A 25952-nucleotide genomic window follows, 5' to 3' on the forward strand; every position below is an offset into this window, starting at 1 on the left:
AATGCACTTTTTGCTATTTTTTGGCATTTTGTGTCGAACTGTGTCTGGCATTTCTTAATTTGGATTATCATTACTTAACTAACCAAATGATGGATGCCTTCAGGAAATACCTAAAAACAGAAGATGAAACAGAGCCGGTACAGCCAGATTGGGGCATAAATGTTTTAAATGTTGGCCACGATGTTCATCCTGGTGGAAAGCCCTATCCCGACGCCGCGCATCCAAATGGTTATTATTTTGAATGGACCAAAGGCAGGCAGTTGTCCGAATATCAGTTGGTTTACATTGCTTCAGGTTCAGGTGTTTTCGAGGCCGAAAAAATAGGAACGGTAGAAGTGCAGCCCGGTACATTGTTTTTTCTCTATCCAGGCGTTTGGCATCGGTTTAAACCCAATATTAAAACAGGCTGGACCGAATATTGGGTCGGTTTTAAAGGTAGTTATGCCAATCATTTAATGAAACAGGATTGTTTTAACCCCGAACGGCCATTAATCCACATGGGTTTTAATGCCGAATTTATCAACATTTTTATCCAGTTGATCGATACCATTAAATTCGGTGGCTTAGGCAGTAACCAATTGGGCGCATGCTTAACTATTCAGCTTCTCGGACTGGTATATGCCTCAGTTCTGCTGAAAGCGCAATCGAACAGCCGCAAACTTCAGGTAATCAATAACATTAAATACAGTATCCACGAAAATTTAAATAGTGCCATTTCTCCTGAACTTTTGGCCGCGAAGCACAATGTAAGTTATGCCTGGTTCAGAAAAGCTTTTAAAGAAATTACAGGTCAATCGCCAGGGCAGTACCAATTAGCCCTTAAACTGCAAAAAGCCTGCAGAATGTTAACCGAGACCGATTTAAGTGTAGCCGAAGTGGCTTACCAGAATGGTTTCGAATCAGAGCATTATTTCAGCAGGCTTTTTAAAAGCAAAATGCAACTCTCCCCATCAAAATATAGAAACGAATTTTACAAACTGCAAAATAATGGCTAAACATAACTTAAAAATAGGCTTGTTCGGTATTGGTTTAGATACTTACTGGCCACAGTTCGAAGGACTTGAACAGCGCTTAACTGGTTATTTATTGCAGGTAGAAACCCATATAAGCACTTTTGGTGCAGAGGTGTTAAACTTAGGCCTGATAGACAATGCTGAGAAGGCCTTTACGGCAGGGCACGATTTTAGAAAAGGCGACGTAGACATTATATTTCTTTATGTAACTACCTATGCGCTTTCGGCAACGGTTTTACCTGTAGTGCGGCGGGCAAAAGTTCCGGTAATTATTTTAAACCTGGCTCCCGAAAAAGCTATTGATTATAAGCAGTTTAATAGCTTAGAGGATAGAACACAAATGACAGGCGATTGGCTGGCCTTCTGCTCGGCCTGCCCTGTACCAGAAATTGCCAATGTTTTTAAAAGAGCAGATATCCAGTTTCATCAGGTAACGGGAGTACTGAACGATAACCAAACCTGGAAAGAAATTGCAGAGTGGGTTGAGGCCGCAAAAGTTGCACATATTTTAAGCCACAATACATTAGGCTTAATGGGCGGTTATTACAGTGGTATGCTGGATATATATTCCGACCTGACCCTCCAATGTGCTGTTTTTGGCAACCACATCGAGATTATTGAACCAGATGAACTAACTGCTTTAAAACAGGAAGTGACTAATGATGAACTGGACACAAAACGTAGCGAATTTGAAAGTACTTTTGAGATTGATGTGGCCTGCGGGGAATTTGAACTGAACAGGGCGGCCAAAACTGCTGTAGCCTTAGATAAGCTGGTTAACCGCTATAATCTGGGCGCCATGGCCTATTACCACAAGGGAAGCACTAATTCAAATGGCGATACCATGAGTTCAATTATATTGGGAAACTCTATTTTAACCGCAAAAGGGATACCTGTTGCCGGCGAATATGAAGTGAAAAATGCCCAGGCCATGAAAATTATCGACAGTTTTGGTGCCGGTGGCTCTTTTACCGAATACTATGCCATGGATTTTGAAGATGATGTGGTATTAATGGGGCACGATGGCCCCGGACATCTGGCAATTGCAGAAGGCAAAATTAAAGTGAAGCCTTTGCAGGTTTACCATGGTAAGGTTGGAAGTGGCTTATCAGTAGAAATGTCTGTCAAATACGGTCCCGTTACAATGCTTTCGGTGGTAGAAAGTAAGGGTAAAATATTTCTTTTAATTGCCGAGGGCGAATCTGTTGCAGGACCTGTACTCGAAATCGGCAATACAAACAGCCGTTACCGTTTTCCGGTAGGAGCGGTAAAATTTATGGAAAGTTGGAACAGCTACGGACCTGCCCACCACTGTGCGGTAGGTGTAGGCCATATTGCCAATAAATTATCCAAGCTTGCGGCGCTTTTGAATATAGACGCCATTAAAGTATGTTAATTTTTATTCCTGAACTGATTTTTGTGGTTTAATAGTATTTTTTTATAGGTTAAAATAACTTAAAAATAATTTAATTTTATTTAAAAACCATAACAGTACAGGACAGTTAGTGGGCTGGCTCAATTTAACTTTATACTCACCAGATGGTGTGAGATAGACTGATAATAACCTCTTTCTCTTAAAGAATTCAATGAACCCTACGTTTACCCCAATATATGGAAGGCATTAACAGACGCAAATTTATTCAGATTGGTTCGTTAACCACTGCAGGCCTGGCTATACTCAATTCCGATGGTATGGCACAGTTGGTCAATCATCCCTCAACCGATCCGGCGGCAACATTAAAATTATTGCAGGATGCATTTCTTTCGCCTCCCGAAAGTACCAGGGCAGGTGGATACTGGTGGTGGTTTAACGGTTTGGTAAATAAAAGCGGAATTACCCGCGATCTGGAAGAATTTAAATCAAAAGGCATTGGCAATGTGCTTTTGGTTAATTCGGCAGGCGGCCTTGCTGGGGTTCCCTATCCACAGGGCGAAAAATTTTTATCGGCAGGCTGGAAAGCCCTGTTTAGGCATGCAATGAAAGAGGCCGACCGCCTGGGTATTGAGGTTGGGGTAAACTTAAGCTCGGGCTGGTGTATGGGCGGCCCATGGATTAAACCTGAAAATGCAGGACGATGGTTCCTCCAGGCCACGTTAAATGTTAAAGGGCCACAAAAATTTTCGGCAAAACTCCCACTTCCGGGAGCCAGGGATGGTTACGACCATGTTTTTAATCCACCGGGATATAAAGAATATATAGATCTGCCTTTAAATGAGCTCGATTACCGCGATACTTCCATCGTTGCCATGCTAAACCCAAATGGCGATCAATCGAAAATATCTGGCACAAGAAAAGCTGTTTTCCCTGCCAAAACAAACCGTAAAGATGCTAGCAATTTTGCCAAGGCCAACGATGTAATGGGGCCAACACTGTACCCATGGCAAAATGAAGCTACTGATAAGCCGGTTCCGGTTTCTGCAGTGGTAAACTTGACCCATTTGGTCGGTGCAGATGGTTCACTGGATTGGGATGTACCCGAAGGCAACTGGACAATTGTGCGTACCGGCCACCGGATGACGGGATCTAAACTGATGATTGCCCAGCCCGAAGCAGATGGTTTATCTATCGATTGGTTTGACAGCCGTGGTGTAGAAATCCAGTTTGACCGTTTAGGTAAGGTACTGCTCGAAGAAACGGCCAAGGCAGATTCAAATGCGTTAAAATATTTTTGCGACGACAGTTTTGAAGATGGTTTTCCAAACTGGACACCCAAGATATTGGAAAAATTTAAAGCCTTTTGTGGTTACGATCCCGCGCCATACCTGCCTGTTCTGGCTGGTTACATTATAGAAAGTGCCGAAATTTCAGACCGGTTTTTACATGATTACCGAAAAACCATTGCCGATTGTATGGCTAATGGGCATTACCGCCGCTTTGCCGAACTCTGCCATGAAAATGGTTTACAGGTGCAGAACGAATCGGCAGGGCCAAGCCGCTCGGGCACCATGTGTATGGATGCACTGAAAAACCTGGGCAAAAGCGATAACCCCATGGGCGAGTTTTGGCTCGGCCCCAAACATGATGAACCCGGAAATTTAGACGATGATAAACCCTATAGCGTTTCCAGACTGGAATATGGGCAGAATAAGGTAACCAAAATGGTTGCTTCTGCCTCACATATTTACGGTAAAGCTACCGCATCGGCCGAGGCCTTTACCTCTTTCAGGAATTGGAAAGATGCTCCCGGTCATTTGAAACAAGCTTTGGACAGGGCTTTTTGCGAGGGTATAAACCGGATTGTTATCCATACCACCACCGCATCGAGACCTGAAGATGGTTTACCGGGATACGAATATGGAGCAGGAACCCACTTTAATCCCAATGTTACCTGGTGGGAAAAATCGGGCGCTTTTCTTACCTATGTATCAAGGTGCCAGCATCTGTTAAGGCAAGGCAAATTTGTGGCTGATGTGCTTTTTTACAATGGAGATGCTGCCCCGAATATTGTATTGCCCAAACATGTTCCACCTGGTTTAGGCAGAGGGTACGATTATGATGTTTGCAACGAAGAAGTGCTTTTAAACAGGCTATCGGTTAAAAATAACTTTATAGTACTGCCAGATGGCATGCGGTACCGCATTTTGGTGCTGCCCGATGAACAGCGGATGCCCGAAAAGGTAATGGAAAAGATAGCACAGTTGGTTAAGGCAGGTGCAACTGTTATGGGCAGCCGGCCGGTAAAAGCACCGGGCCTTAGCAATTATCCCACCTGCGATGTGAAAGTGAAAAAACTGGCCGACATGGTTTGGGGTAAAATTAACGGTAAAACAATTAAACGTAATAACTACGGAAAAGGAAGGGTTTACCAGGGCGAAAGTATCAGACAGGTACTTTTGACAGACGGTATCAAACCTGATTTTGAATTTGATGGTGAAGGTAATTTTATTGATTTTATTCACCGGAGAACTGATCACGAAGATATTTATTTCATTACCAACCGCCTAAACAAAACCGTAAAATCCAATTGTACCTTTCGGGTGCCGAACAAGCAGCCACAGCTTTGGAATGCCGTAACCGGAGAAATTATCCGCAATATTCCCTATAAAATTTTAGGCAATAGGCTAGTCGTAAATTTCGAGCTTGCCGCTTTTCAATCGTACTTTGTCGTTTTCCCAAAAACTGTTCCGGGCATTACCTTTACAAAAAACAATCCTTTCCGGGCATTGTCCGAAAAACATTTGTTGAGCGGTGCCTGGAAGGTAAGTTTCGATCCTAAATGGGGAGGGCCAGAAAATATTGTTTTTGATGAGCTTACCGATTGGAGTACACATACCGATGAGGGGGTTAAATACTACTCGGGAAAGGCCATTTACCGTAAAACTTTCAGCTTGGATAAACCTTTGGCTAATGAAGTTTTTTATTTGGATTTAGGTGCAGTTAAAGATATTGCGGGCGTAAAACTGAATGGCAAAGATTTGGGAACAGTGTGGACAAGCCCTTGGCGGCTAAATATTTCTGGATGTCTAAAGCAGGCTGATAATAAGCTCGAAATTGAAATCATTAACCAGTGGCCAAACCGCCTGATCGGTGATGCAGCACTTCCTCCAGAAAAACGCTTGACCAATACCAATATCCTATTCAAAAAAACCGATCCCTTAATGCCTTCGGGACTATTTGGGCCGGTAAAAATTTTAGCATCCCATCAGTAAACATAACAGTGCATAACAGTTAAGCACATTACGATTTATATTTTTAGCACAACCAAATATTATTAATTCACATGCAGGCAATTCTAGGCGTTATTTTTCATTTCTTCGGTGGCTTTGCCTCCGGAAGTTTTTATATTCCGTACAAAAAAGTTAAAGGCTGGGCCTGGGAGAGTTATTGGATTGTTGGGGGCATATTCTCGTGGCTTATTGTACCACCGCTAGCTGCATTTTTAACCATTCCGAATTTCACCGATATCATTACCGGCACCAATGGCAGTATTTTATGGCTCACCTATTTCTTTGGTGTGCTGTGGGGCATTGGCGGTTTAACTTATGGTTTGGGTGTCCGTTATCTGGGCGTATCGCTGGGCAGCAGTATTATTCTGGGGCTCTGTATGGTTTTGGGTTCTATTCTGCCATCTATCTATTTCGATTTCTTTCCACAAGCAGGTAAAGATACTTTTACCATGTTTTTGCATACCGATTGGGGCCGTATGGTGCTATTGGGGCTTTTAGTGTGTGTACTCGGTATCATTATCTGCGGCAAGGCAGGTATGATGAAAGAGAAGGAAATGAAATCTGGGATAACCGATCCACATGGTATGGAGGTTAAAACAGAATACAAATTTGGCCTTGGTTTATTTGTAGGTATAGTTTCGGGTGTACTGAGTGCCTGTTTCAACTTCGGTATCGAAGCCGGAAAACCAATGGCCGATGCGGCCAACGCCATCTGGAAGGCCGCAAACCCTGCCGAAACCGGAAATTTCTTGTATCAGAACAACGTTACCTATGTAATTGTGCTTTGGGGCGGCCTAACCACCAATTTTATCTGGTGTATGGTGCTTAACGCCCGCAACAAAACATTCGGCGATTATACCAACGCCAAAACACCACTGTTAAAAAATTATATTTTTTCGGCACTTGCAGGTACCACCTGGTTCTTACAGTTCTTCTTCTATGGCATGGGCGAAAGCAAAATGGGCAATGGCGCCAGTTCGTGGATATTGCACATGGCCTTTATCATTTTAATTGCAAATGTTTGGGGCTTGGTTTTAAAAGAATGGAAAGGTGTATCCAAAAAAACACTCGTTACCGTTTTGATGGGCATTTTAACCATCATTATTTCGGTACTCATTGTGGGCTATGGTAATTCAATAAAAGGTTAATCAAATAAAAAATTTAAATAGAATATTATAATGTCAATCGATACGAAAAGTTATAAGCATGTAAGCTATCTGTGGGATGAAGAGGAAGCCGCAAAACTGGCTGGAGATGAAGTTGCCCTGTTAATTTATCGCTCTAATTTATTGGGTGCAGATTTACGCTTAACCAATTATGGAGGTGGTAATACCTCTTGCAAAGTATTGGAAAAAGATCCACTAACAGGTTTAGAAACCGAGGTAATGTGGGTAAAAGGTTCAGGTGGCGATTTAGGTACCTTAAAGAAAAGCGGTTTGGCCGCCCTTTATGTTGACCGCTTGCGTAGCCTGAAAAATATTTACCGTGGCGTAGCGCATGAAGATGAGATGGTGGAACTGTTTAACCACTGCATTTTCGATTTAAGCTCTAAAGCACCATCAATTGATACACCTTTGCATGGTTTCCTGCCATTTAAACACATCGACCACTTACATCCCGATGCAGCCATTGCTATTGCTGCGGCAAAAGATGGTAAGCGCATTACCCAAGAGTTATTTAACGGCACCATTGGCTGGGTTGAATGGAAAAAACCAGGTTTCGAACTTGGCCTTCAGTTAAAACAGTGTTTAGATGAAAATCCGGGCATCCGTGGTATCATGTTGGGTTCGCACGGGTTATTTACCTGGGGCGATACCGCTTACGAAAGTTACCTGAATACCTTAGAGGTGATCGAAATTTGTTCTGATTACCTTAACCAAAACTATGGTAAAAAAGGCCCGGTTTTCGGCGGACAGAAAATAGAAAGTGCTGCGGCAGACCTACGTAAAAAACAAGCAGCCGCGCTTGCACCTGTTTTAAGAGGTTTATGTTCTTCAAAACAGCACATGATTGGTCATTTTACTGATGATGCTCGTGTACTCGAATTCATTAACTCGAATGATCTGGCCCGCCTTGCACCAATGGGAACAAGCTGCCCTGATCACTTTTTAAGAACAAAGATCAGTCCGCTGGTTTTAGATTTGAACAGCGATGCCGATTTATCGGATGTAAAAGCATTAAAAGAATCCCTCGAACCTGCTTTCGAAGCTTACAGGGCAATGTATACCGCTTATTACGAAGCCTGCAAACACCCGAACAGCCCGGCCATCCGCGATACCAACCCGGTGGTAATTTTATACCCGGGTATCGGAATGTTCACTTTCTCAAAAGATAAACAGACCGCAAGGGTGGCCGCAGAGTTTTATATCAACGCCATTAACGTAATGAAAGGTGCTGAAGCAGTTTCTGAATATACTTCATTACCGCATCAAGAAGCATTTAACATCGAATATTGGTTGTTGGAAGAAGCAAAGTTACAGCGCATGCCTAAGCCAAAACCTTTAACAGGTAAAATTGCCCTGATTACCGGTAGCGCCGGTGGAATTGGTAAAGCAATTGCCAAAAAGTTTGTGGCCGAAGGTGGTGTAGTGATTTTAAACGATATGAATGCTGAACGTTTGGCAGAAGCTGGAAAAGAGTTTGAAGGCCAGTTTGGCAAAGATTCATACAGTACAGCGATTTTAAATGTAACCAGCGAAGAAGATATTAAAAATGCCTTCGATTCGGCTGCATTGGCCTTTGGTGGGGTAGATATTATTGTAAACAATGCCGGATTATCGATTTCGAAAACCATTGCAGACCATACCGAAAAGGATTGGGATTTATTGTACGATGTTTTGGTAAAAGGCCAGTTCTTTATTACCCAAGCTGCAACAAATACGATGCAAAAGCAAAATATTGGTGGCGATATCATTAATATTGTAAGTAAGAATGCCTTGGTTAGCGGACCTAACAATGCCGGCTACGGTAGTGCTAAAGCAGCTCAGTTACATTTGAGCAGGTTAAACGCTGCCGAACTTGGTGCCGATAATATCCGTGTAAATGTGGTTAATCCAGATGCCGTAATCAGCGATAGCAATATCTGGGCAGGTGGCTGGGCTGAAGGCCGCGCGAAAGCATACGGAATTACTGTTGCAGAGCTACCGGCTTATTATGCCAAACGTACCCTGCTTAACCAGATTATATTGCCAGATGATATTGCAAATGCCTGCTTCGCCTTTGTAGGTGGCTTGCTGCAAAAATCGACAGGCAATGTTTTAAATGTTGATGGCGGTGTAGCCATGGCATTTGTACGATAGTAAAAGGTAACCACAAGTAAAAAGGTTGAACACAGGTGAAATTTGAAACTGGTGTTCTCAGTAACCGAAAAAAAATATAAATGGTCTGTAAAGACACAAACCATGGAATAGAAATAAATGCAGCAGGATTTAGGAATACAAATCTGTGTTTATCTGTGTGCATCTGTGGGTAAAACAAGTGGTGTGTGGGGACACAAACCACGGCGATAGTTTTTGATCTATTGGTTGGTGTCCTCACCAACCAAAAATATTAATAGTGGTGTGTTGGAGATGCAAACCACAACGATTCTTTAAATTCAGTTTTAGTAAGTTGTTTCATCGGTCTGTGCCTGGCATAGACCGAAAATGACTTTAATTTTTATCGTCCTCGTTTATAACGAGGATGAGCGAGAAAGGCGATTGTATCCGCTTTAATCGTCACAATTTGTAGCGGAGTAGACTAAAATGGCGATTGTATCGCCACAATAATTAACCTAACAAAACCAAATACCCTCATGAATATTGAGCAGAACCAAATAGAAAAACATATCGACTCCTTAATAACTTCACACCAGCGTAAACTAGCTTTCTTAAAAGAAGATTGGGCACACGTTGATCTGGAAAACGTAATCCAGAAACTGGTCGATTTTCAGATTGCCATTCCAAGCTGGGCTTTAGGTACCGGAGGAACACGTTTTGGCCGTTTTGCCATTACCGGAGGCGAACCACGCACCATCGAAGAAAAAATTGAAGATGTTGGTTTGCTGCATGCCCTTAACGGAGCAAGCGGGGCAATTTCGCTCCATATTCCTTGGGATATCCCTCAAAATGCAGAAGCATTAAAAACTTTGGCCGCTGGTTATGGCTTAAAGTTCGATGCCATGAACTCGAATACTTTTCAAGATCAGGCCGGCTCTGCACATAGCTATAAGTTCGGTTCACTTCAAAATGTAAATAAAGCCATTCGTAAACAGGCTATTGAGCACAATATCGAAGTAATTAAACACGGTGTTGCACTCGGATCAGATGCTTTAACCGTTTGGCTTGCCGATGGATCTTGTTTCCCTGGTCAGCTTAATTTCCGTAAAGCTTTCGAAAATACTTTAGAGAGTTTAGAAGAAATTTATTCGGCACTGCCCGATGATTGGAAAATGTTTGTAGAGTATAAAGCTTTCGAGCCTAATTTCTATTCAACAACCGTGGGCGATTGGGGCCAATCGTTGCTTTACGCCAGCAAGTTGGGCAAAAAAGCCTATACCTTGGTAGATTTAGGTCACCATTTGCCTAATGCCAATATCGAGCAGATTGTTGCTTTATTGTTAATGGAAGGGAAGTTGGGCGGTTTCCACTTCAACGATTCTAAATATGGTGATGATGATTTAACCGCAGGAAGCATTAAGCCTTACCAGCTCTTTTTAATTTTTAACGAACTGGTAGAAGGTATGGATGCCAAAGGCATGAACCATGCTAAAGATCTGGGCTGGATGATTGATGCCTCTCACAATGTAAAAGATCCTTTAGAGGATTTATTGCAATCGGTAGAAGCCATTATGATTGCTTACGCCCAAGCTTTATTGGTAGATAGAAAAGCACTGAATGATGCTCAGAACAATAACGATGTGGCCAAAGCACAGGAAATTCTGCAAAATACTTTCCGTAGCGATTTAAGGGCTTTAGTGGCCGAAGCAAGGTTAAGGGCTGGTGCTGCATTATCGCCTATTGGCCTGTACCGCGATTTAGCCGTAAGAAATAGTTTAGTTAATCACCGTGGAAAAACTGTAGCTACAGGTTTATAAATAGAGAAATAGAAATGCCTAAACCTGTTATTGCCATATTTGATGTTGGGAAAACGAATAAAAAACTGTTTCTGATTGATGAAAACTACCAGATTGTTTACGAACGGTCGGCACGTTTTGTAGAAACAGTGGATGAGGATGGCGAACCCTGCGAAAACCTGGAAAGCCTCCGCTCATCCGTATACGATTCCCTGCATCAGGTTTTGCAGTTAAAAGAGTTTGATGTTAAAGCCATTAATTTTTCTACCTATGGTGCCAGTTTTGTGTACCTGGATGAAAAGGGAGAGCCTTTAACACCACTCTATAATTACTTAAAAGAATATCCTGAAGCGCTGAAAAAAGAATTTTATTCCAAATACGGTGGTGAGGAAAAGATTTCGTTAGAAACGGCCTCACCAATTTTGGGCAGCTTAAACTCGGGCATGCAGCTATACCGCCTTAAACACGAAAAACCCGAAATATTCGGTAAAGTGAAATGGGCCTTGCACCTGCCGCAGTATTTAAGTTATTTAATTACCGGAAAAGCAGTTGCCGATATTACCAGCATTGGCTGCCACACCCAGCTTTGGGATTTCAACAAAAGCCAGTACCACAATTGGGTTTCGAGCGAAAAAATTGAAGAGAAGTTTGGTGTGTTTACCCCAGCCGATTCGAGCTTGAAAACTGATTTTGAAGGCAACAGCCTAAATGTTGGTGTTGGGCTGCACGATAGCTCGGCCGCATTGATACCTTATCTGGCCAATTTTAATACCCCATTTGTACTCATTTCTACCGGTACCTGGTGTATCAGTTTAAACCCTTTCAATCAAGAACCTTTAACTGCCGAAGAACTGAAGCAGGATTGCCTTTGCTACATGCACTTTAAGGGCAAGGCGGTTAAGGCTTCGCGTATTTTTGCAGGCTATGAGCACGAGGTGCAGCTAAAACGTATTGCCGAACATTTTGACCGTGCCGCTTACCTCTTTAAGCATTTAAAGTTTAATCCTTCGATGATTTTAAAACTGGCCAATAAAATCCCCGAAAATAAAGACGAACAGGTTGGGTTTTCGGCAAGTTCTGCTTTCCCTGAGCGCGACCTCAATATTTTTCAAACTGCAGAAGAAGCCTATCATCAGCTTATTTTTGATCTGATCAAACAGCAGCTTTATTCGCTGAAACTGATTTTAAACTCAGGCGTTAAAAGGATTTTCGTAGATGGCGGCTTCGGCAAAAATGCCATTTACATGCATTTGCTGGCAACCTCCATTCCGGATATAGAAGTGTATGCCTCTTCTGTTTCGCAGGCTACGGCTATTGGCACCGCTTTGGCCATTAACGATGCCTGGAATGAAAACCCTGCACCAACAGATATGATCCAGTTAAAATATTATTCAGCCATACAACGTACCTTAGATTTTTAGGAATTTCCTTATATTCGAAATCCTAGACCCTAGCCATTTTGAAACCAGAAGATTTAATACCTTATATTAATGTTGATGAATATTCTTCAACGCCAAAATACAAGCAGTTAACCAATGCAATTTTGGCGGCGATTGAAAGCGGTAAACTGCTTAAAAACAGTTTGCTGCCATCTATCAACGAGCTGAGTTTCAGTTTGGAAATGTCGCGCGATACCGCCGAGAAAGGCTACCGCAACCTGCGGAAGCTTGGTGTTGTAGATTCAGTGCCGGGCAAGGGCTATTTCATCATCAATACCGATTTTTCCCGAAAGCTTAAAATCTGTTTGCTTTTTAACAAGCTGAGTACACATAAAAAAATCATTTACGATTCCTTTACCAAAGCCATTGGCGAGCGTGCAGCAATCGATTTTTATATCTACAACAACGATTTTGCCCTGTTTAAAAAAATGATTGTGAGCAAACGCGATGATTATTCGCACTTTGTAATCATTCCCCATTTTTTAGAGGGTGGCGAAAACGCCCACGAAATTATCAATACCATCCCGAAAGAGAAATTGGTGATTTTGGATAAACTTTTGCCAGGGGTAACCGGTAATTATGCAGCAGCTTACGAAAATTTTGCACAGGATATTTATGCCGCATTGGAGCAGGCCTTAGACAGGCTTTCCCACTACCGGACCTTAAAAATCATTTTTCCTAAAAACAGTTACTTTCCGCACGAAATATTAACAGGTTTTTACAGGTTCTGCCAGCAGTATGCCTTTGACCATAAGGTGATCCACAACATCAAAGACGAGGAAATCAATCCCGGTGAAGTGTACATCAACCTGATGGAAGATGACCTGGTTATGCTGATTGAACGTTTAATTGCACAGAAACTTAAAATTGGGAAAGATGTTGGTGTAATCTCTTACAACGAAACTCCGTTAAAACGGATTATTTTAGACGGTATTACCACCATTTCTACCGATTTTAGCGAGCTGGGCATCCAGGCAGCCGAATTTATTCTGAGCGGCAGAACCGAAAAGATCGAAATCCCTTTTTACCTTAAACTGCGCAAATCGCTTTAGCCGTTTACAGCGCATCCTTAAATGCGAAAAGAAGGGAGTATCCCATCGTTCTATTCCCATGAGTGATAAATTTTAACCCCTTGCCGTCATTTCCGCGCAGGCGAAAATCTTAATGCATTGGGCTTAAGCCATTCTTTTTTTATCACCCCAGGTATCTTAGTTTGTATTCAAAATTGATGCTTTTCCTGAGGTGTTTATAAAGATTTACTAACCTGAGTTCGATTAGTAACATATATTTATGCTTTTCTGTAGATATTTTTTATTCACTTTCGTCCTGATCCGATAACTATCGGATTTATTTCAGGGTCTGTCTAACATGAAAGATGCTGAAACAAGTTCAGCATGACGATCGAACTAGGGAAAAGAGACTAAAAATGACCATTATCTATAATTAAAAGTTGAAATCAGCCTGTGAAAATCTTTTTAGATACCCTAAAAATGAATACATCAGCCGATAATAAATAAAAATATATCATTCAAAAGCCTCACTTTAAAATTTATCTTTCATTACATTTCTTTTTTACTTTAATTTTGTTTTATAAAGTTTAATTTGCTTAATTTGATAATAAGATTTTAAACCTAACCAAATTTTTCAAGCCCGGCATTAACCAACTGGGTATTGGATAACGCTAAACCAATTATGAGCACAGAGAAGAACTTAAACACCTCCATCTTTGATCGGGGTGGATTGCCAAAAAACCTAGCCTGGGGCTATTTGGGTATTTTAATATTTATGATGGGCGATGGGTTAGAAGGCGGCTGGTTAAGCCCTTATTTAATAAACAGAGGAATGAGTATACAACAGTCGGCATCATTATTTACGGCCTATGGGATAACCATTGCGATATCATCATGGTTCTCGGGTGTGCTGGCTGAAGGGTTTGGACCAAAAAAAACTATGTTTATGGGTGTAGTGCTTTACATTTTGGGTACCGACGGTTTTGTAGGTTATGGCATGCCCGGTTTAAATTATCCCATTATGCTTGTAACCTATGCGCTACGCGGTTTTGGTTATCCATTATTTGCTTATTCTTTCTTGGTGTGGATTACCTACAGAAGTCCGCAAAAAAAACTTGGTACAGCGGTGGGTTGGTTCTGGTTTGTTTTTACAGGTGGTTTAAATGTTTTTGGTGCATACTACTCTAGCTGGGCCATTCAAAACTTGGGCTACCTCAACACCTTGTGGAGCTCTATTTTCTGGGTATTGATCGGTGCTTTTTTCGCTCTGGTGCTAAATAAGGATAAATTTAAAACCAGCACTTTAAAAGGCAGCACCAGCAGATCTACTGAACTGGCTAAAGGATTAACCATTATCAAAGAAGAGCCAAAAGTGCTCTTGGGTGGCATTGTTAGAGTTATCAATACCACCGCTCAATTTGCCTTTCCGGTGTTTATACCCACTTATATGGCTGCACATGGTTTTAATACCACCGAGTGGCTGCAGATCTGGGGAACCATTTTTACCGCCAATATTGCCTTTAACCTCCTATTCGGTTTTGTGGGCGATGGCTTCGGCTGGCGGAATACCATCATGTGGTTTGGCGGTTTTGGCTGCGGAATTACCACCCTGCTGTTTTTTTATTCGCCAGTAATATTCGATGGAAATTTTTGGGGCGTAATGTGCTGTGGAGTGCTTTGGGGTGCACTGCTGGCGGGTTACGTTCCGCTTTCGGCACTTGTACCTTCATTGGTAAATAAAGACAAAGGAGCAGCAATGGCCATTTTAAACCTGGGCGCCGGACTTGCCGTATTTGTTGGGCCAGCTATAGTGGGCATCTTTATCGGCAGCTTGGGTAACGAAGGGGTAGTGTGGATTTTGGCCGGACTATACTTTGCAAGTGCCATATTAACCAGGTTTATCACTTTGCCCGATAACGCAAAAACAGCACATATTAACGAATTAGAAATGCAGGCCACACCTGCAGGTTGATTAGATAACATAAATAAATTATAGATGAGGATTTTAGTTACCGCTCCGTATAATGAACAGGGAAGAACTGTACTGGAGGAAAATTTTGGGGAGGTTATTTATAAAACCTGGAAAGATCAGGGCCGATCGTTTAATGAAGATGAGCTTATCGCCTTGCTGGATGAACACAATGCCGATGCCCTGATAACAGAGCACGACCATGTTACTGAAAAAGTAATTGATACACATCCTGATTTAAAATTTATTGGGGTTTGCCGGGGTACGCCATCAAACGTTGCGGTAGAAACGGCAGAAAAACACAATATACCTGTTTTTCATACCCCGGCCCGAAATGCACAGGCCGTAGCAGAAATGTTTGTAGCCAACGTAATCAATATTTTACGCATGACCATTCCAAGCTGGGAATGGCTTACCGGCGAAAATTGGGAAGCCGGTGCCCATACTTCTTACCTACAGTTTAAAGGCAATGAACTTGCCGGAAAAACCGTGGGGATGGTGGGTTTTGGTGCCGTTGGGAAGCGTATTGCCGAAATGCTGCGCTATTTTCCCTGCAATATCCAGTTTTACGATCCCTTTGTAGAAACATCCGATCCCATTTACCGGAAAACCACCATCGAGGATATTTTCGAAAGCAGTGATATTGTATCAATACATTTACCTGTAAATAGCCATACCGTTGGCATGATTAACACTAACTTAATATCCAGAATGAAAGCTGATGCTATTTTTGTAAACACAGCCAGGGCCAGCGTGGTAAACCGCGACGCACTGTTGGATGCCATTCAAAATAATAAGATTAGAGGAGCCGTATTAGATGTTTTTGATCACGAACCACCAGATGAAAAGGATTATATGCTGATCCATTCGCCAAATGTTTTAGCCACCCCGCATACTGCTGGGGCTACGCACGAAGTAGAAGATCACCATGTAAAAATATTAAATGCCAAACTGTTAAGCTGGCTAAAGGAGAGTAAAGTGTCTTATCAAAAATTAAACAATCAGATTTAAATGGCAATAGCAGAACAAGCTTATTTGGTAGTTGATATCGGCACGGGCAATGTACGCGTTGCCCTGGCCAAACCCGATGGCCAAATTATAAACATTGCACGCGAAAATATACAGTACCACCGCGATGAACTTTATCCCGAAGCCTTGTTTTTCGAACCTGAGGCACTTTGGCAGCAGGTGCAGCGGCTGGCCAAAGTAGTGTTAACCGATACGCATCAATACGAGGTGGTAGCTGTAACTGCAACCAGTCAGCGCGAAGGGATTGTGCTTATCGGTAAAACAGGCCATTCGCTTATCGGTCTGCCCAATATAGATCACCGCGGGCGCGAATGGGAAGATTTAATTGAAGATAAGAACGAGGTTTACCGCTTAACCGGTAGATATCCAACATCCTTGTTCTCGGCACTAAAAGTTGTTGGTATCCGAAACAAACGTGCAGCCATCTGGGCTGATTTTGCCACTTTTATGAGTATTAGCGATTGGGTAGAATATATGTTTTCGGGCGTGCTGCATTACGAACATTCTCAGGCTTCAGAAACTTTGTTGTATGATGTAGCCCAAAAAAAATGGTCAGCAGCTTTATGCAGCATCTTCAGTTTATCAATAAACAGGTTACCAGATTTAACCAGTTCGGGTACCGTTTTAGGCAAAATTAAGGCCGATGTTGCCGCGCTTTTTAATATATCGCCAAATGCGGTTGTAATTGTAGGCGGTGCCGATACCCAGCTTGCCGTTAGGAGCACGCAGCCAGCGGCCGATGATGTGGTAATTGTATCGGGCACAACCACGCCCATCATCAAGATAACCAAAAGTTACGAGCTTGATGCACAACAGCGCAGCTGGACAGGCAGGCACATCGATCAAGATAGTTTTATGCTCGAGGCCAATGCAGGTGTAACAGGTTTGAATTACCAAAGGCTAAAAGAAATTTTTTACCCCAATGAGGGTTACGAAGTAATTGAGGAGGAAGTAAATAATTTGGCCGGTAACCAATGTGTAGCCTCGCTTGGCTCATTGCTGGCCGATGAAAAAACACCCCTCACACGCGGCGGTTTTTTGTTCGATGCACCAGTTTCGCATCAGCTTAGCCGTGGCAGTTTTGTATGGGCAACCCTTTGGGATATTGCCTGCAGTATAAAAGAAAACTACAATACCTTATGCCAGGTTTCTAGCCACGGACAGGATTATATCTGGGCCTGCGGCGGAGGCGTGCAAAGCAAAATACTGAGACAGTTTATCGCCAATTTATTAGATAAAAAGGTGGTCATCTGCGATAGCTACCGTCAATCGTCGGTAATTGGAGGTGTTTTAATCTGCAACGATGCCTTGGGTATCAAGCAGCCTGAATTGCAGGTTCTGGAAACAGTCATCCCCCAAAAATCGCAGCAGGATGAAAACAACTATAAGGAATGGAAGAAAACCCGTTCTTCATTTAGGGCCTTATTAAACAGTTAATGGAAGCTTATTTTTTAGGGATAGATATCGGTACCCAGGGCGCACGCGTATTGCTGTTGGATAATAGGGGGGAAGTGGTAGATGAAGTAGAAGAGGTTTTCCCGCTGAACAACCTTTCCCGAACAGAACAATCGCCCGAAGGTTGGTGGCTTTCCTGCCATAAATCCCTGCAAAAACTCTTCGCTCAAACAACTATTGATAAAACGAAGGTGCTGGCCGTTTCGGTTACCTCAACATCGGGTACGGTTATCCCTTTGGATGCGCACAATAACCCCTTGCACCCGGCCATCATGTACAGCGATAAACGTTCGGCAGCGCAGGGCGAAACCTGTACGGCAGCAGCGTTAAAATTTCACAATAGGGGCTTTACGGCTTTCAACTCGTCCAGCGGACTGGCTAAAATGCTTTGGTTTGCGCAAACTTACCCTCAAAAAGCCAAAAAAATAAATAAATGGATCCATGCAGCCGATTTCATAACCGGAAAGTTGAGCGGTGTTTGGGGCGTAACCGATTATACCAATGCCTTTAAATCAGGTTATGATGTAAGCGGGTATTTTTGGCCCGGTTACATTTCAACCGAGTTGGGTATTGATGAAAAATGCTTGCCCAAGGTTGTCCCTTCGGGAACTGTTATCGGAAATTTAACGCAAACCCTGGCTGCTGAATGGGGAATTAACACCATCGCCGTTACCGCAGGGATTACCGATGGCTGTGCCTCGCAAATTGCTTCGGGGGCGGTGCAGCCTGGCGATTGGAATACCACCATTGGAACAACTTTGGTCATTAAAGGGGTAACCAAAAACGAAGTCCTGGATCCTGAAGGCCGGATATACAGTCACAGGCACCCCTTGGGTTACTGGATGCCGGGCGGTGCCAGCAATACCGGTGCCGATTGGGTTTCAGCCGATTTTAGCACCGGCCTAGAGGAGCTTAACCAAGCCGCTGAAAATTTGATCCCAACCGGTAAAATGGCCTATCCCTTAAAACAAAAAGGCGAACGTTTTCCGATCATGGCACCAAATGCTTATGGTTTTGATGCCGAAAATGCTTCGCATGCAGAAAAGTTTACGGCCAATATGGAAGGCGTAGCTTATTTGGAACGCTATGCTTTTGAGCTCATTGGCCACTTGGCTGGCGAACGTATAAATGCGGTATACACTGCAGGGGGCGGAAGTAAGAGCAATGTTTGGTTAAAAATAAGGGCCAATGTACTCCGCTGCCCCATCATCAAAATGAAATATGTATCAGGAGCAGTTGGGGCCGCTATTTTGGCTTCATCATCCATATATTTCAAAAACCTGATTGAAGCGGTTCAGGCACTAACTATTGTAGAAAAACAGGTTTTGCCCGATAACAAACTGGCCGATACATACGATATTTATTATAAGGTGTTTTTAGAAACGCTCATTGAAAAAGGCTTTTTAAACAGAGAAGAAATTTATGCTTAAAGTATACTTATTACGCCACGGCGAAACCACCTATAACGCCGATGGTAACCGTTACTGCGGAAGAACCGACGCTGAACTCACCACCAAGGGATTGCGGCAGGCAAAATTCGTTTTCGAACAGCTGCGCGATACCAAAATAGACGAAGTGTTTTCATCGCCCCTGTTCAGGGCAAAAAGAACTGCTGAGATTGCTTCGGGCGAAAGAAAGGTAATAACAGACGAGCGCCTGATAGAAATTGATTTTGGTAAGTGGGAAGGCAAAACCAAAGAAGAATTTATTGCCGAAGATGCCCCGCTTTGGGATAACTGGACAAATGCACCAGAAAATTTTAAAGCTGGCGGAACGGGAGAATCGGGCACAGAGATTATAGCCCGGCTGAATAGCTTTTATGATGACCTGATCAGTAAATATAATGGGAAAACCATTATGGTGGTTGGGCACAACGGGATTAACAGGTTGTTTATGGCGCATAAATTGGGCATGCCGCTTAAAAATTACCGGCAACTGGTTCAAGAAAACTCAGCCATTACCTTAATCGAATTTGATGAGGTGGGCACCATGACACTTAAACTTTTAAACAGTAAAATATAATTGGCCAGATGAAAACGATGCTAAAAAATGCAGCCTTACTAAGCCTGTTTGTTGGTTTGTTGCACACCAACGGCTATAGCCAGGAGCTAAATGCCCTGAAAATTAAAAACGTTGGCGAGCTGCGCGAATTTTTTAAATACACAGGGAAAAATACACCCATTATTAGCGGACACAGGGGTGGAACAGTAAAGGGATACCCCGAAAACTGTGTAGCAACTTTCGAAAATACCTTAAAATATACGCCTGCTTTCTTCGAAATCGACCCGCGCTTAACCAAAGATAGTGTGGTGGTTTTAATGCACGATGCCACTTTGGAACGCACCACAAACGGTACCGGAAAAGTAGCCGATTATACCTTTGAAGAATTGCAGCAATTTAGGCTGAAAGATCCTGAAGGAAATGTAACAGACTATAAAATCCCAACGTTGAAATCGGTAATCGATTGGAGTGCCGGAAAAACAGTTGTCAATCTCGACCGCAAAGATGTTCCATTGGAATTGCAGGAACGTATTTTAAGGGAAAACCCGAACAAGGTTATTATGATTACCGTGCACGATGCACAGCATGCAAAATTTTATTACGATAAAAATCCCGAGCGCATGTTTTCTGCTTTTGTAAAAACCAAAAAGGCACTGTTGGAATATGAAGCTGCAGGCATTCCCTGGAAAAGTATGATCGCCTATATCGGCCCTACCAATAAACCCGAAAACAAAGAACTTTTTGATATGCTGCATGCCAGGGGCGTAATGTGTATGATTTCTGCTGCGCCAACTTACGATAAGCTGACCACTGTATCAGAAAGGGCGAAAAATTACAGGGAAACATTTGAGCAGGGTGCCGATATTTTAGAATCCGATCTGCCCATTGAAGTGGCAGAGGCCATTCCTTCGCTAATCCCTAAAAACAACCCTAAAAGCAAGTTTATCGGTAAGGTAAACTTGGCAAAGGCTAAATAGTTTCAAAAACCGGTAAACCGTATAATTATGGCAATTTCTATCAAACCCGAGCGCAGGCGCTGGTTTATCATTTTTGTGATTTTCTTGGCCATTGTGTTTAATTATTTCGATAGGCAGATTGTATCTATACTGAAACCGGTAATTAAAAAAGAATTTCAACTGGCTGATGATGGTTATGCACTTATCCTAAACATTTTTACCATCTGCTACGCACTCATGTATCCTGTTACCGGTTGGCTGGTTGACCGTTTTGGGGCAAAATTAACCATGTTTTTTGGTATTATCGGTTGGTCAGTAGCCTGTATAGGTGGAGGTATTTCGCGTACGGTTGGGCAGTTTACTTTTTTTAGGGGGCTTTTGGGCATGGCAGAGCCGACAAATTTTCCGGCGCAGTTGCGTGTGGTTACCATTTGGTTTCCGGGCAAGTTTAGGGCTACCGCCAACAGCCTTTGTGTTGCGGGCAGTTCTATCGGTGCCATTATTGCCCCACCGCTGGTAGCCTGGCTGGCCATTACCTACAACTGGCATATTGTTTTTGTTATTGCTGGTGTGGTAGGCCTTATCATTGCTTTGTTATGGATACTGATTTATAAAGACCCGCCCGCCAACGTACTGGCCGAAGCTACCGGAAGTGCCTCACTTGTTGAAGATGAAGGCTTTAAATGGCCTCAGTTATGGAAAACCAAAAGCTTGTGGGGCGTATTGCTTATCCGCTTCGTAACCGATCCCGTATGGTATTTCTGCCTGTTCTGGTTGCCTGGCTATCTTCAGGAACAATCAGGACTCAGCCTAAAAGAAATGGGCTTATACGGCTGGATACCCTTCCTGGTTGCAGATTTGGGTGCAATTGGTACCTCGGCCTGGTCTGATTATATGGTGCGTAAAGGCAATAAGCCTTTAAAGGCCCGTAAAATTATGTTGAGCTGTGTGGCCATTTTAACCCCATTTTGCATCCTTACACCTTATTTGCCCAGTCCATTTGCCACACTTTTAATTTTCAGTACCGTAGCCGTAGCCTGTTTAAGCTGGCTTTTCACCATTAGCGTAGTTGTTGCTGAAGCCTTTCCCACTAAGAATGTTGCAAGTGTTTTGGGTATAGCAGGAGGCTTTGGTGCTTGTGGGGCCGTACTTTTTAATTATTTCGTAGGGCAGTTAATGGGGAAAATAGGGGCCGAACAGATTTTTTTCGTCATGGCTTTCCTGCACCCTATCGGAGTTGTCATTTTATGGACAATGATCAAACCTGAAAAACCAAAATTGATATTAACCGAACCAATTCTTAAATAGATTATATTTTTAAAATGGAAAACAAAGTTTTAACCGTAACCGAGCCTGCAAAAGAGCTTCCTGTAAGAACCAGTGTAGATGTTTTAGTGGTTGGTGGAGGTCCCTCGGGTTTAATTGCAGCCCAGGCCGCTGCCGACGATGGTTTAAAGGTAATGCTGATTGAAAATAGAAGTTTTGTTGGCGGAAATATGACTATTGGCCTGCCTATTTTAGGCTTTTTGGGCCAAAAGGGAAACCAGATTATCAATGGTTTGCCGCAACGGTTTATCGACCGCTTAAAAGAAAAAAACGCAGCAAGCGAGCACCGTCCATGTCCTTTGCACATGAGCTTAACCCTGGTAGAGCCCGAAGCAGTTAAAAACGTGGGCCTCGAAATGCTTTTGGAGAGCGGAGTTGATGTTTTGCTATATGCATTTTGCGTAGGCGTAATCAAAGAAGAGAACGAACTTAAAGGGATCATCATCGAGAGTAAATCGGGTAGGGAAGTAATTCTGGCCAAAACAATAATCGATTGTACCGGCGATGCCGATGTGGCCTTTAAAGCTGGCGTAGCCTGCGAACAGGGCAACGACAATGGCGGTGTGCAGCCACCAACGCTGATGTTCTGCCTGGCAAATGTTGATACCGAAAAGCTGCGCTTAAGTATTGCCGAAGAACCGCGTACTTACCTTACTGATTTTATTCCAAACGAGTATTTCGGACAGAATAACCAGTTTATTGTAGTTGGCTTGCGTTCTTTGATTCAAAAGGCACAAGAAGATGGCCTGCATTTACCAACCGAACGTACCATTGTAATTACAGGGCTGCGCGAGGGCGAAGTTTGGGTAAACATGACCCGCGTTAACGGTGTAGATGGAACAGATCCGGCAAGCCTTTCTTATGGTGAGGCCGAAGGAAGAAAACAGATTGAAGATATCCAGAAATACCTGATCAATTATGTGCCGGGTTTTGAAAAAGCATATTTTACAAAAATGGCTCCTTTTATCGGCATCAGGGAAACGCGTAGAATTGTAGGTAAATATGTAATGACTGCTGCTGATATTCTAAACTGTGGTAGGTTTGAGGATGCCATTGCTGTGGCCAGTTATCCTTTAGACCTACATCATCCGCAGGGTGGTGGCTGTACTTTAGAGTGGTGCGGCGATTGTTACGATATTCCATACCGTTCGCTAATCCCCGAAAAAATAGAAAACCTAATTGTGGCCGGCCGGTGTATATCCACCACGCACGAGGCCATGTCGGCTATCCGTGTAATGGCACCCTGTATGGCTATGGGCGAAGCAGCTGGCAGGGCCGCTAAATTATCGGTCCGTTTAGGCGTGTTGCCATCTCAGTTAGATGTTAATATCCTGCGCAAAGAGCTGAGTGAAAAAGGTGCATTTTTAAATCCAATGGAATTGGCTCAATCTTAATCTGATGACAACATTTTCGAGAAGAAATTTTATAAAAGGTTTAGGCATTGCTGCGAGCGCTAGCGTGTTGCCTGTATCGGCCAATGCGCTAATGGATAAGGCATATGTAAAAAAGAGCAGCCACCGCATATTGGGCTGTAATATCAGGGTGGCGCTGCCCGAAGATGATGCCCTTGGCAGAGGTTGGAAAGCCAGAAAAGAAATCTGCATCCAGACCATTAAGGCACAGAAACCCGATATTATCGGTTTGCAGGAAGTGCTGAGAATCCAGGCAGAAGACATCCAGAAAGCAATGCCCAATTACTTTTCATTCGGCTTTGATGGACCTGAAATGGATGTAAACAAAGAAACCTATAACGGGATCGCTAAAAATCTGGTTATTTTCTCCAAAAAGCGCTACGCAATGGTATCGGCTGGCTGTTATTGGCTATCGGAAACACCAGAAATTGGAGGAAGTTTAGCTTGGAACACAGCAAGGGCAAGACACGTTAACTGGGTACGCTTATTGGATAAAGATTCGGGCAAAGAATTTAGGGTGCTGGCCACCCATTTGGATCATAAAGATCAAGAAGCCCGGAATAAACAGGGACAAATGATTGTGAAAGAAAGTGCCCAGTATATAGCCGATTTTCCTCAGTTGCTGATTGGCGATTTTAATGTGGATATGAAAAATCCGGTTTTTAACATTATTACCGAAGGTGGCTGGAAAGAAAGTTATTTAACCGCCCACGGACCTAACGAGCCCGGAGCAACCTTTCATAACTTTTTAGGACCAGCGTACCTTAAAACCAAAGAAAAACAAACAGGTAAAATAGATTTTATTTTTACCCGGGGCAAAATAGAAGTGCAAAATGCAGCAATTGTTTACGATGAGGTAAATGGCGTTTATCCAAGCGACCACTACTTTGTAAGCGCCGATATTGGTTTTATTGACTAATCCTCAAACGCCGGTGTAAGTATCTACAATTGCTGGCGCACGCGTCCCGCTTGTGCATTTTCTGTAAATTCTCCGTGTTTTCCGTGTTTCCGTGGCTAATTTTATTATTTCGGTTGATAGGTTACGCTTGCATACATCAGCGTACATCTGTGTTCCTTTTCTGCGCCATCTGCGGGGAAACTAATTATTTCCCGCAGATTTAAATGGATAAAAGCGCAGATTCGCGCAGATTTTAATCGTTCGGGTACTCAGTAGAAGAATCGTCATTTCGATCCGATAGCTATCGGATGGAGCTAGCTGGTTTTTCACCGGCAGCGAAATGGAGAAATCTATAAAGGCAGATTTAGCTTCGCTGAGTACTTTCGTGGTTCTCGACTGCATTACACCCGATAGCGCTATTGGGTCCGCTCGAAATGGCGAGGTCGACGGGGTTCAGAACAAGGACAGCGGTGTTCGGAATGGCATCAACGGGGTTCAGAACGAGGACAGCGGGGTTCGGAACGGCATCAACGGTGTTCGGAACTGGGACAGCGGTGTTCGGAACGGCATCAACGGGGTTCTGAACGAGGGCAGCGGTGTTCGGAATAGTATCAACGGTGTTTATCGGTATATACTCTCCGTGTTTTCCGTGTTTCCGTGGCTAATTTGATTATTTCGGTTGATAGGTTACGCTTGCATACATCAGCGTACATCTGTGTTCCTTTTCTGCACCTTCTGCGGGAAATATAATTATAAACTTCCCGCAGATCTAAATGGATAAAAAGTGCAGATTCGCGCAGATTTTAACCGTTTAGCTGGCCCTTCAACTACGCTTCGGTAACATTTAACGCATTAACCATCTGTGTGTATCTGTGGTTATATTAATTATTACACTTGTTATATCCCTTAAGAAGCAATAATAACTTTAACCCCTTTTTCTTCAATCTGGTTTACAATTACATCCGAAACCCCATCATCCGTAATTACATATTGAACCTGTTCAAAACCACATATTTTTCCAAGTCCGCGCTTATCAAATTTGGTACTATCGGCCATAATTACGACAGTTTGGGCAGTTTCAATCATTTTTTGGTTTAAAGTAGCTTCTGCCAGGTTGGTAATAGAGAAACCAAAGTCGAGATCAATACCATCTACACCCAAAAATAAAACCCCGCACGAAATTTCGCCCAAAACCCTTTCTGCATACGATCCGGCTACAGAAGAAGAGTTGGAGCGGATCAATCCGCCAAGTTGTAGTACCTCTACATTTGGACGTGTACTCAATTCCAGTCCAACCTTTAAAGCTGGCGTAATAACGGTTAAATGTTTATTTGGATATAGGCATTTGGCCAGTTCAAATACAGTAGTTCCAGAGCCTATGCTAATCGAATCGCTTTTTTCGATCAGCGAAAGTGCTGCTTTTGCAATTTTCTGTTTTTCGTCCGAATTGATAAACGCCTTTTCATTTATCGTTCTTTCGTTTGCATAAGGATTATGTATAGAGCCGCCGCCACGTGTTCTGAACAGCAGGCTTTTATCTTCCAAAAGCTTTAAATCTTTGCGTATGGTAACGCCAGATACCTCCATTAAATCGGTTAGTTCAATAATGCTAACCTTTCCATCTTCCTTTAATTTCTTTAAAATGAACTCGTGCCTGTCGGTAATGTTTTTCATATATAATTTGTTGAGGTTAATTTTAGTAAAATCTGAACAAACTTAATTT

Annotated in this window: 18 protein-coding genes; 17 read left to right on the forward strand and 1 reads right to left on the reverse strand. The window is 42.9% G+C overall.

The annotated features are described in order from the left end of the window. Positions 1-86: 86 nt before the first annotated feature. The 17 genes from ACS5PU_RS13515 (at position 87) to ACS5PU_RS13595 (ending at position 24250) form a co-directional block, all read left to right on the forward strand. Positions 87-995, forward strand: a complete 909-nt coding sequence (locus ACS5PU_RS13515; protein ID WP_439459699.1) for a helix-turn-helix domain-containing protein — start codon at positions 87-89, stop codon at positions 993-995. Beyond that, positions 988-2409 carry an arabinose isomerase gene (locus ACS5PU_RS13520; RefSeq protein WP_439459700.1) on the forward strand — a complete coding sequence of 474 codons (1422 nt, stop codon included), beginning with the start codon at positions 988-990 and terminating at the stop codon, positions 2407-2409. The genes ACS5PU_RS13515 and ACS5PU_RS13520 overlap by 8 nt, the downstream gene beginning before the upstream one ends. Before the next feature lie 215 nt (positions 2410-2624). Further along, complete coding sequence (locus ACS5PU_RS13525; RefSeq protein ID WP_439459701.1) at positions 2625-5663, forward strand: glycosyl hydrolase; 3039 nt, start codon at positions 2625-2627, stop codon at positions 5661-5663. A gap of 71 nt (positions 5664-5734) precedes the next feature. Next, complete coding sequence (gene rhaT, locus ACS5PU_RS13530; protein WP_439459702.1) at positions 5735-6829, forward strand: L-rhamnose/proton symporter RhaT; 1095 nt, start codon at positions 5735-5737, stop codon at positions 6827-6829. Between the two features lie 30 nt (positions 6830-6859). Further along, positions 6860-8980 carry a bifunctional aldolase/short-chain dehydrogenase gene (locus ACS5PU_RS13535; protein ID WP_439459703.1) on the forward strand — a complete coding sequence of 707 codons (2121 nt, stop codon included), beginning with the start codon at positions 6860-6862 and terminating at the stop codon, positions 8978-8980. 494 nt (positions 8981-9474) lie between these two features. Next, positions 9475-10755: a sugar isomerase gene (locus tag ACS5PU_RS13540; protein WP_439459704.1), complete on the forward strand. Its 1281-nt coding sequence runs from the start codon at positions 9475-9477 to the stop codon at positions 10753-10755. A gap of 14 nt (positions 10756-10769) precedes the next feature. Next, positions 10770-12155 (forward strand): FGGY-family carbohydrate kinase, encoded by a 1386-nt coding sequence (locus ACS5PU_RS13545; RefSeq protein WP_439459705.1) that lies wholly within the window; start codon positions 10770-10772, stop codon positions 12153-12155. A gap of 38 nt (positions 12156-12193) precedes the next feature. After that, on the forward strand, positions 12194-13225 hold the full coding sequence (locus ACS5PU_RS13550) for a GntR family transcriptional regulator (protein ID WP_439459706.1): 1032 nt from the start codon (positions 12194-12196) through the stop codon (positions 13223-13225). A 640-nt stretch (positions 13226-13865) separates the two neighbouring features. Then, positions 13866-15155 (forward strand): MFS transporter, encoded by a 1290-nt coding sequence (locus tag ACS5PU_RS13555; RefSeq protein WP_439459707.1) that lies wholly within the window; start codon positions 13866-13868, stop codon positions 15153-15155. A 24-nt stretch (positions 15156-15179) separates the two neighbouring features. Next, on the forward strand, positions 15180-16163 hold the full coding sequence (locus tag ACS5PU_RS13560) for a 2-hydroxyacid dehydrogenase (RefSeq protein ID WP_439459708.1): 984 nt from the start codon (positions 15180-15182) through the stop codon (positions 16161-16163). Then, positions 16164-17618 (forward strand): FGGY-family carbohydrate kinase, encoded by a 1455-nt coding sequence (locus tag ACS5PU_RS13565; RefSeq protein ID WP_439459709.1) that lies wholly within the window; start codon positions 16164-16166, stop codon positions 17616-17618. It begins immediately after the preceding gene. Beyond that, positions 17618-19066, forward strand: coding sequence for an FGGY-family carbohydrate kinase (locus ACS5PU_RS13570; protein WP_439459710.1), 1449 nt, complete (start codon positions 17618-17620; stop codon positions 19064-19066). The genes ACS5PU_RS13565 and ACS5PU_RS13570 overlap by 1 nt, the downstream gene beginning before the upstream one ends. Continuing rightward, entirely contained in the window at positions 19059-19658 is a 600-nt protein-coding gene (locus tag ACS5PU_RS13575; RefSeq protein ID WP_439459711.1) for a histidine phosphatase family protein, read from the forward strand. Before ACS5PU_RS13570 ends, ACS5PU_RS13575 begins: the two co-directional genes overlap by 8 nt. 8 nt (positions 19659-19666) lie before the next feature. After that, positions 19667-20614 carry a glycerophosphodiester phosphodiesterase family protein gene (locus ACS5PU_RS13580; protein ID WP_439459712.1) on the forward strand — a complete coding sequence of 316 codons (948 nt, stop codon included), beginning with the start codon at positions 19667-19669 and terminating at the stop codon, positions 20612-20614. 27 nt (positions 20615-20641) lie between these two features. Then, entirely contained in the window at positions 20642-21901 is a 1260-nt protein-coding gene (locus ACS5PU_RS13585; protein WP_439459713.1) for an MFS transporter, read from the forward strand. A gap of 14 nt (positions 21902-21915) precedes the next feature. Then, a complete protein-coding gene (locus ACS5PU_RS13590) occupies positions 21916-23313 on the forward strand; it encodes an FAD-dependent oxidoreductase (protein WP_439459714.1) in 1398 nt (465 codons plus the stop codon). A gap of 4 nt (positions 23314-23317) precedes the next feature. After that, positions 23318-24250: an endonuclease/exonuclease/phosphatase family protein gene (locus ACS5PU_RS13595; protein WP_439459715.1), complete on the forward strand. Its 933-nt coding sequence runs from the start codon at positions 23318-23320 to the stop codon at positions 24248-24250. Between the two features lie 885 nt (positions 24251-25135). Here the strand turns inward: ACS5PU_RS13595 and ACS5PU_RS13600 are convergent. Then, a complete protein-coding gene (locus ACS5PU_RS13600) occupies positions 25136-25903 on the reverse strand; it encodes a DeoR/GlpR family DNA-binding transcription regulator (RefSeq protein ID WP_439459716.1) in 768 nt (255 codons plus the stop codon). Between the last annotated feature and the right edge of the window lie 49 nt (positions 25904-25952).

The organism is Pedobacter sp. GSP4 (genome assembly GCF_051857575.1).
Lineage (GTDB): Bacteria > Bacteroidota > Bacteroidia > Sphingobacteriales > Sphingobacteriaceae > Pedobacter.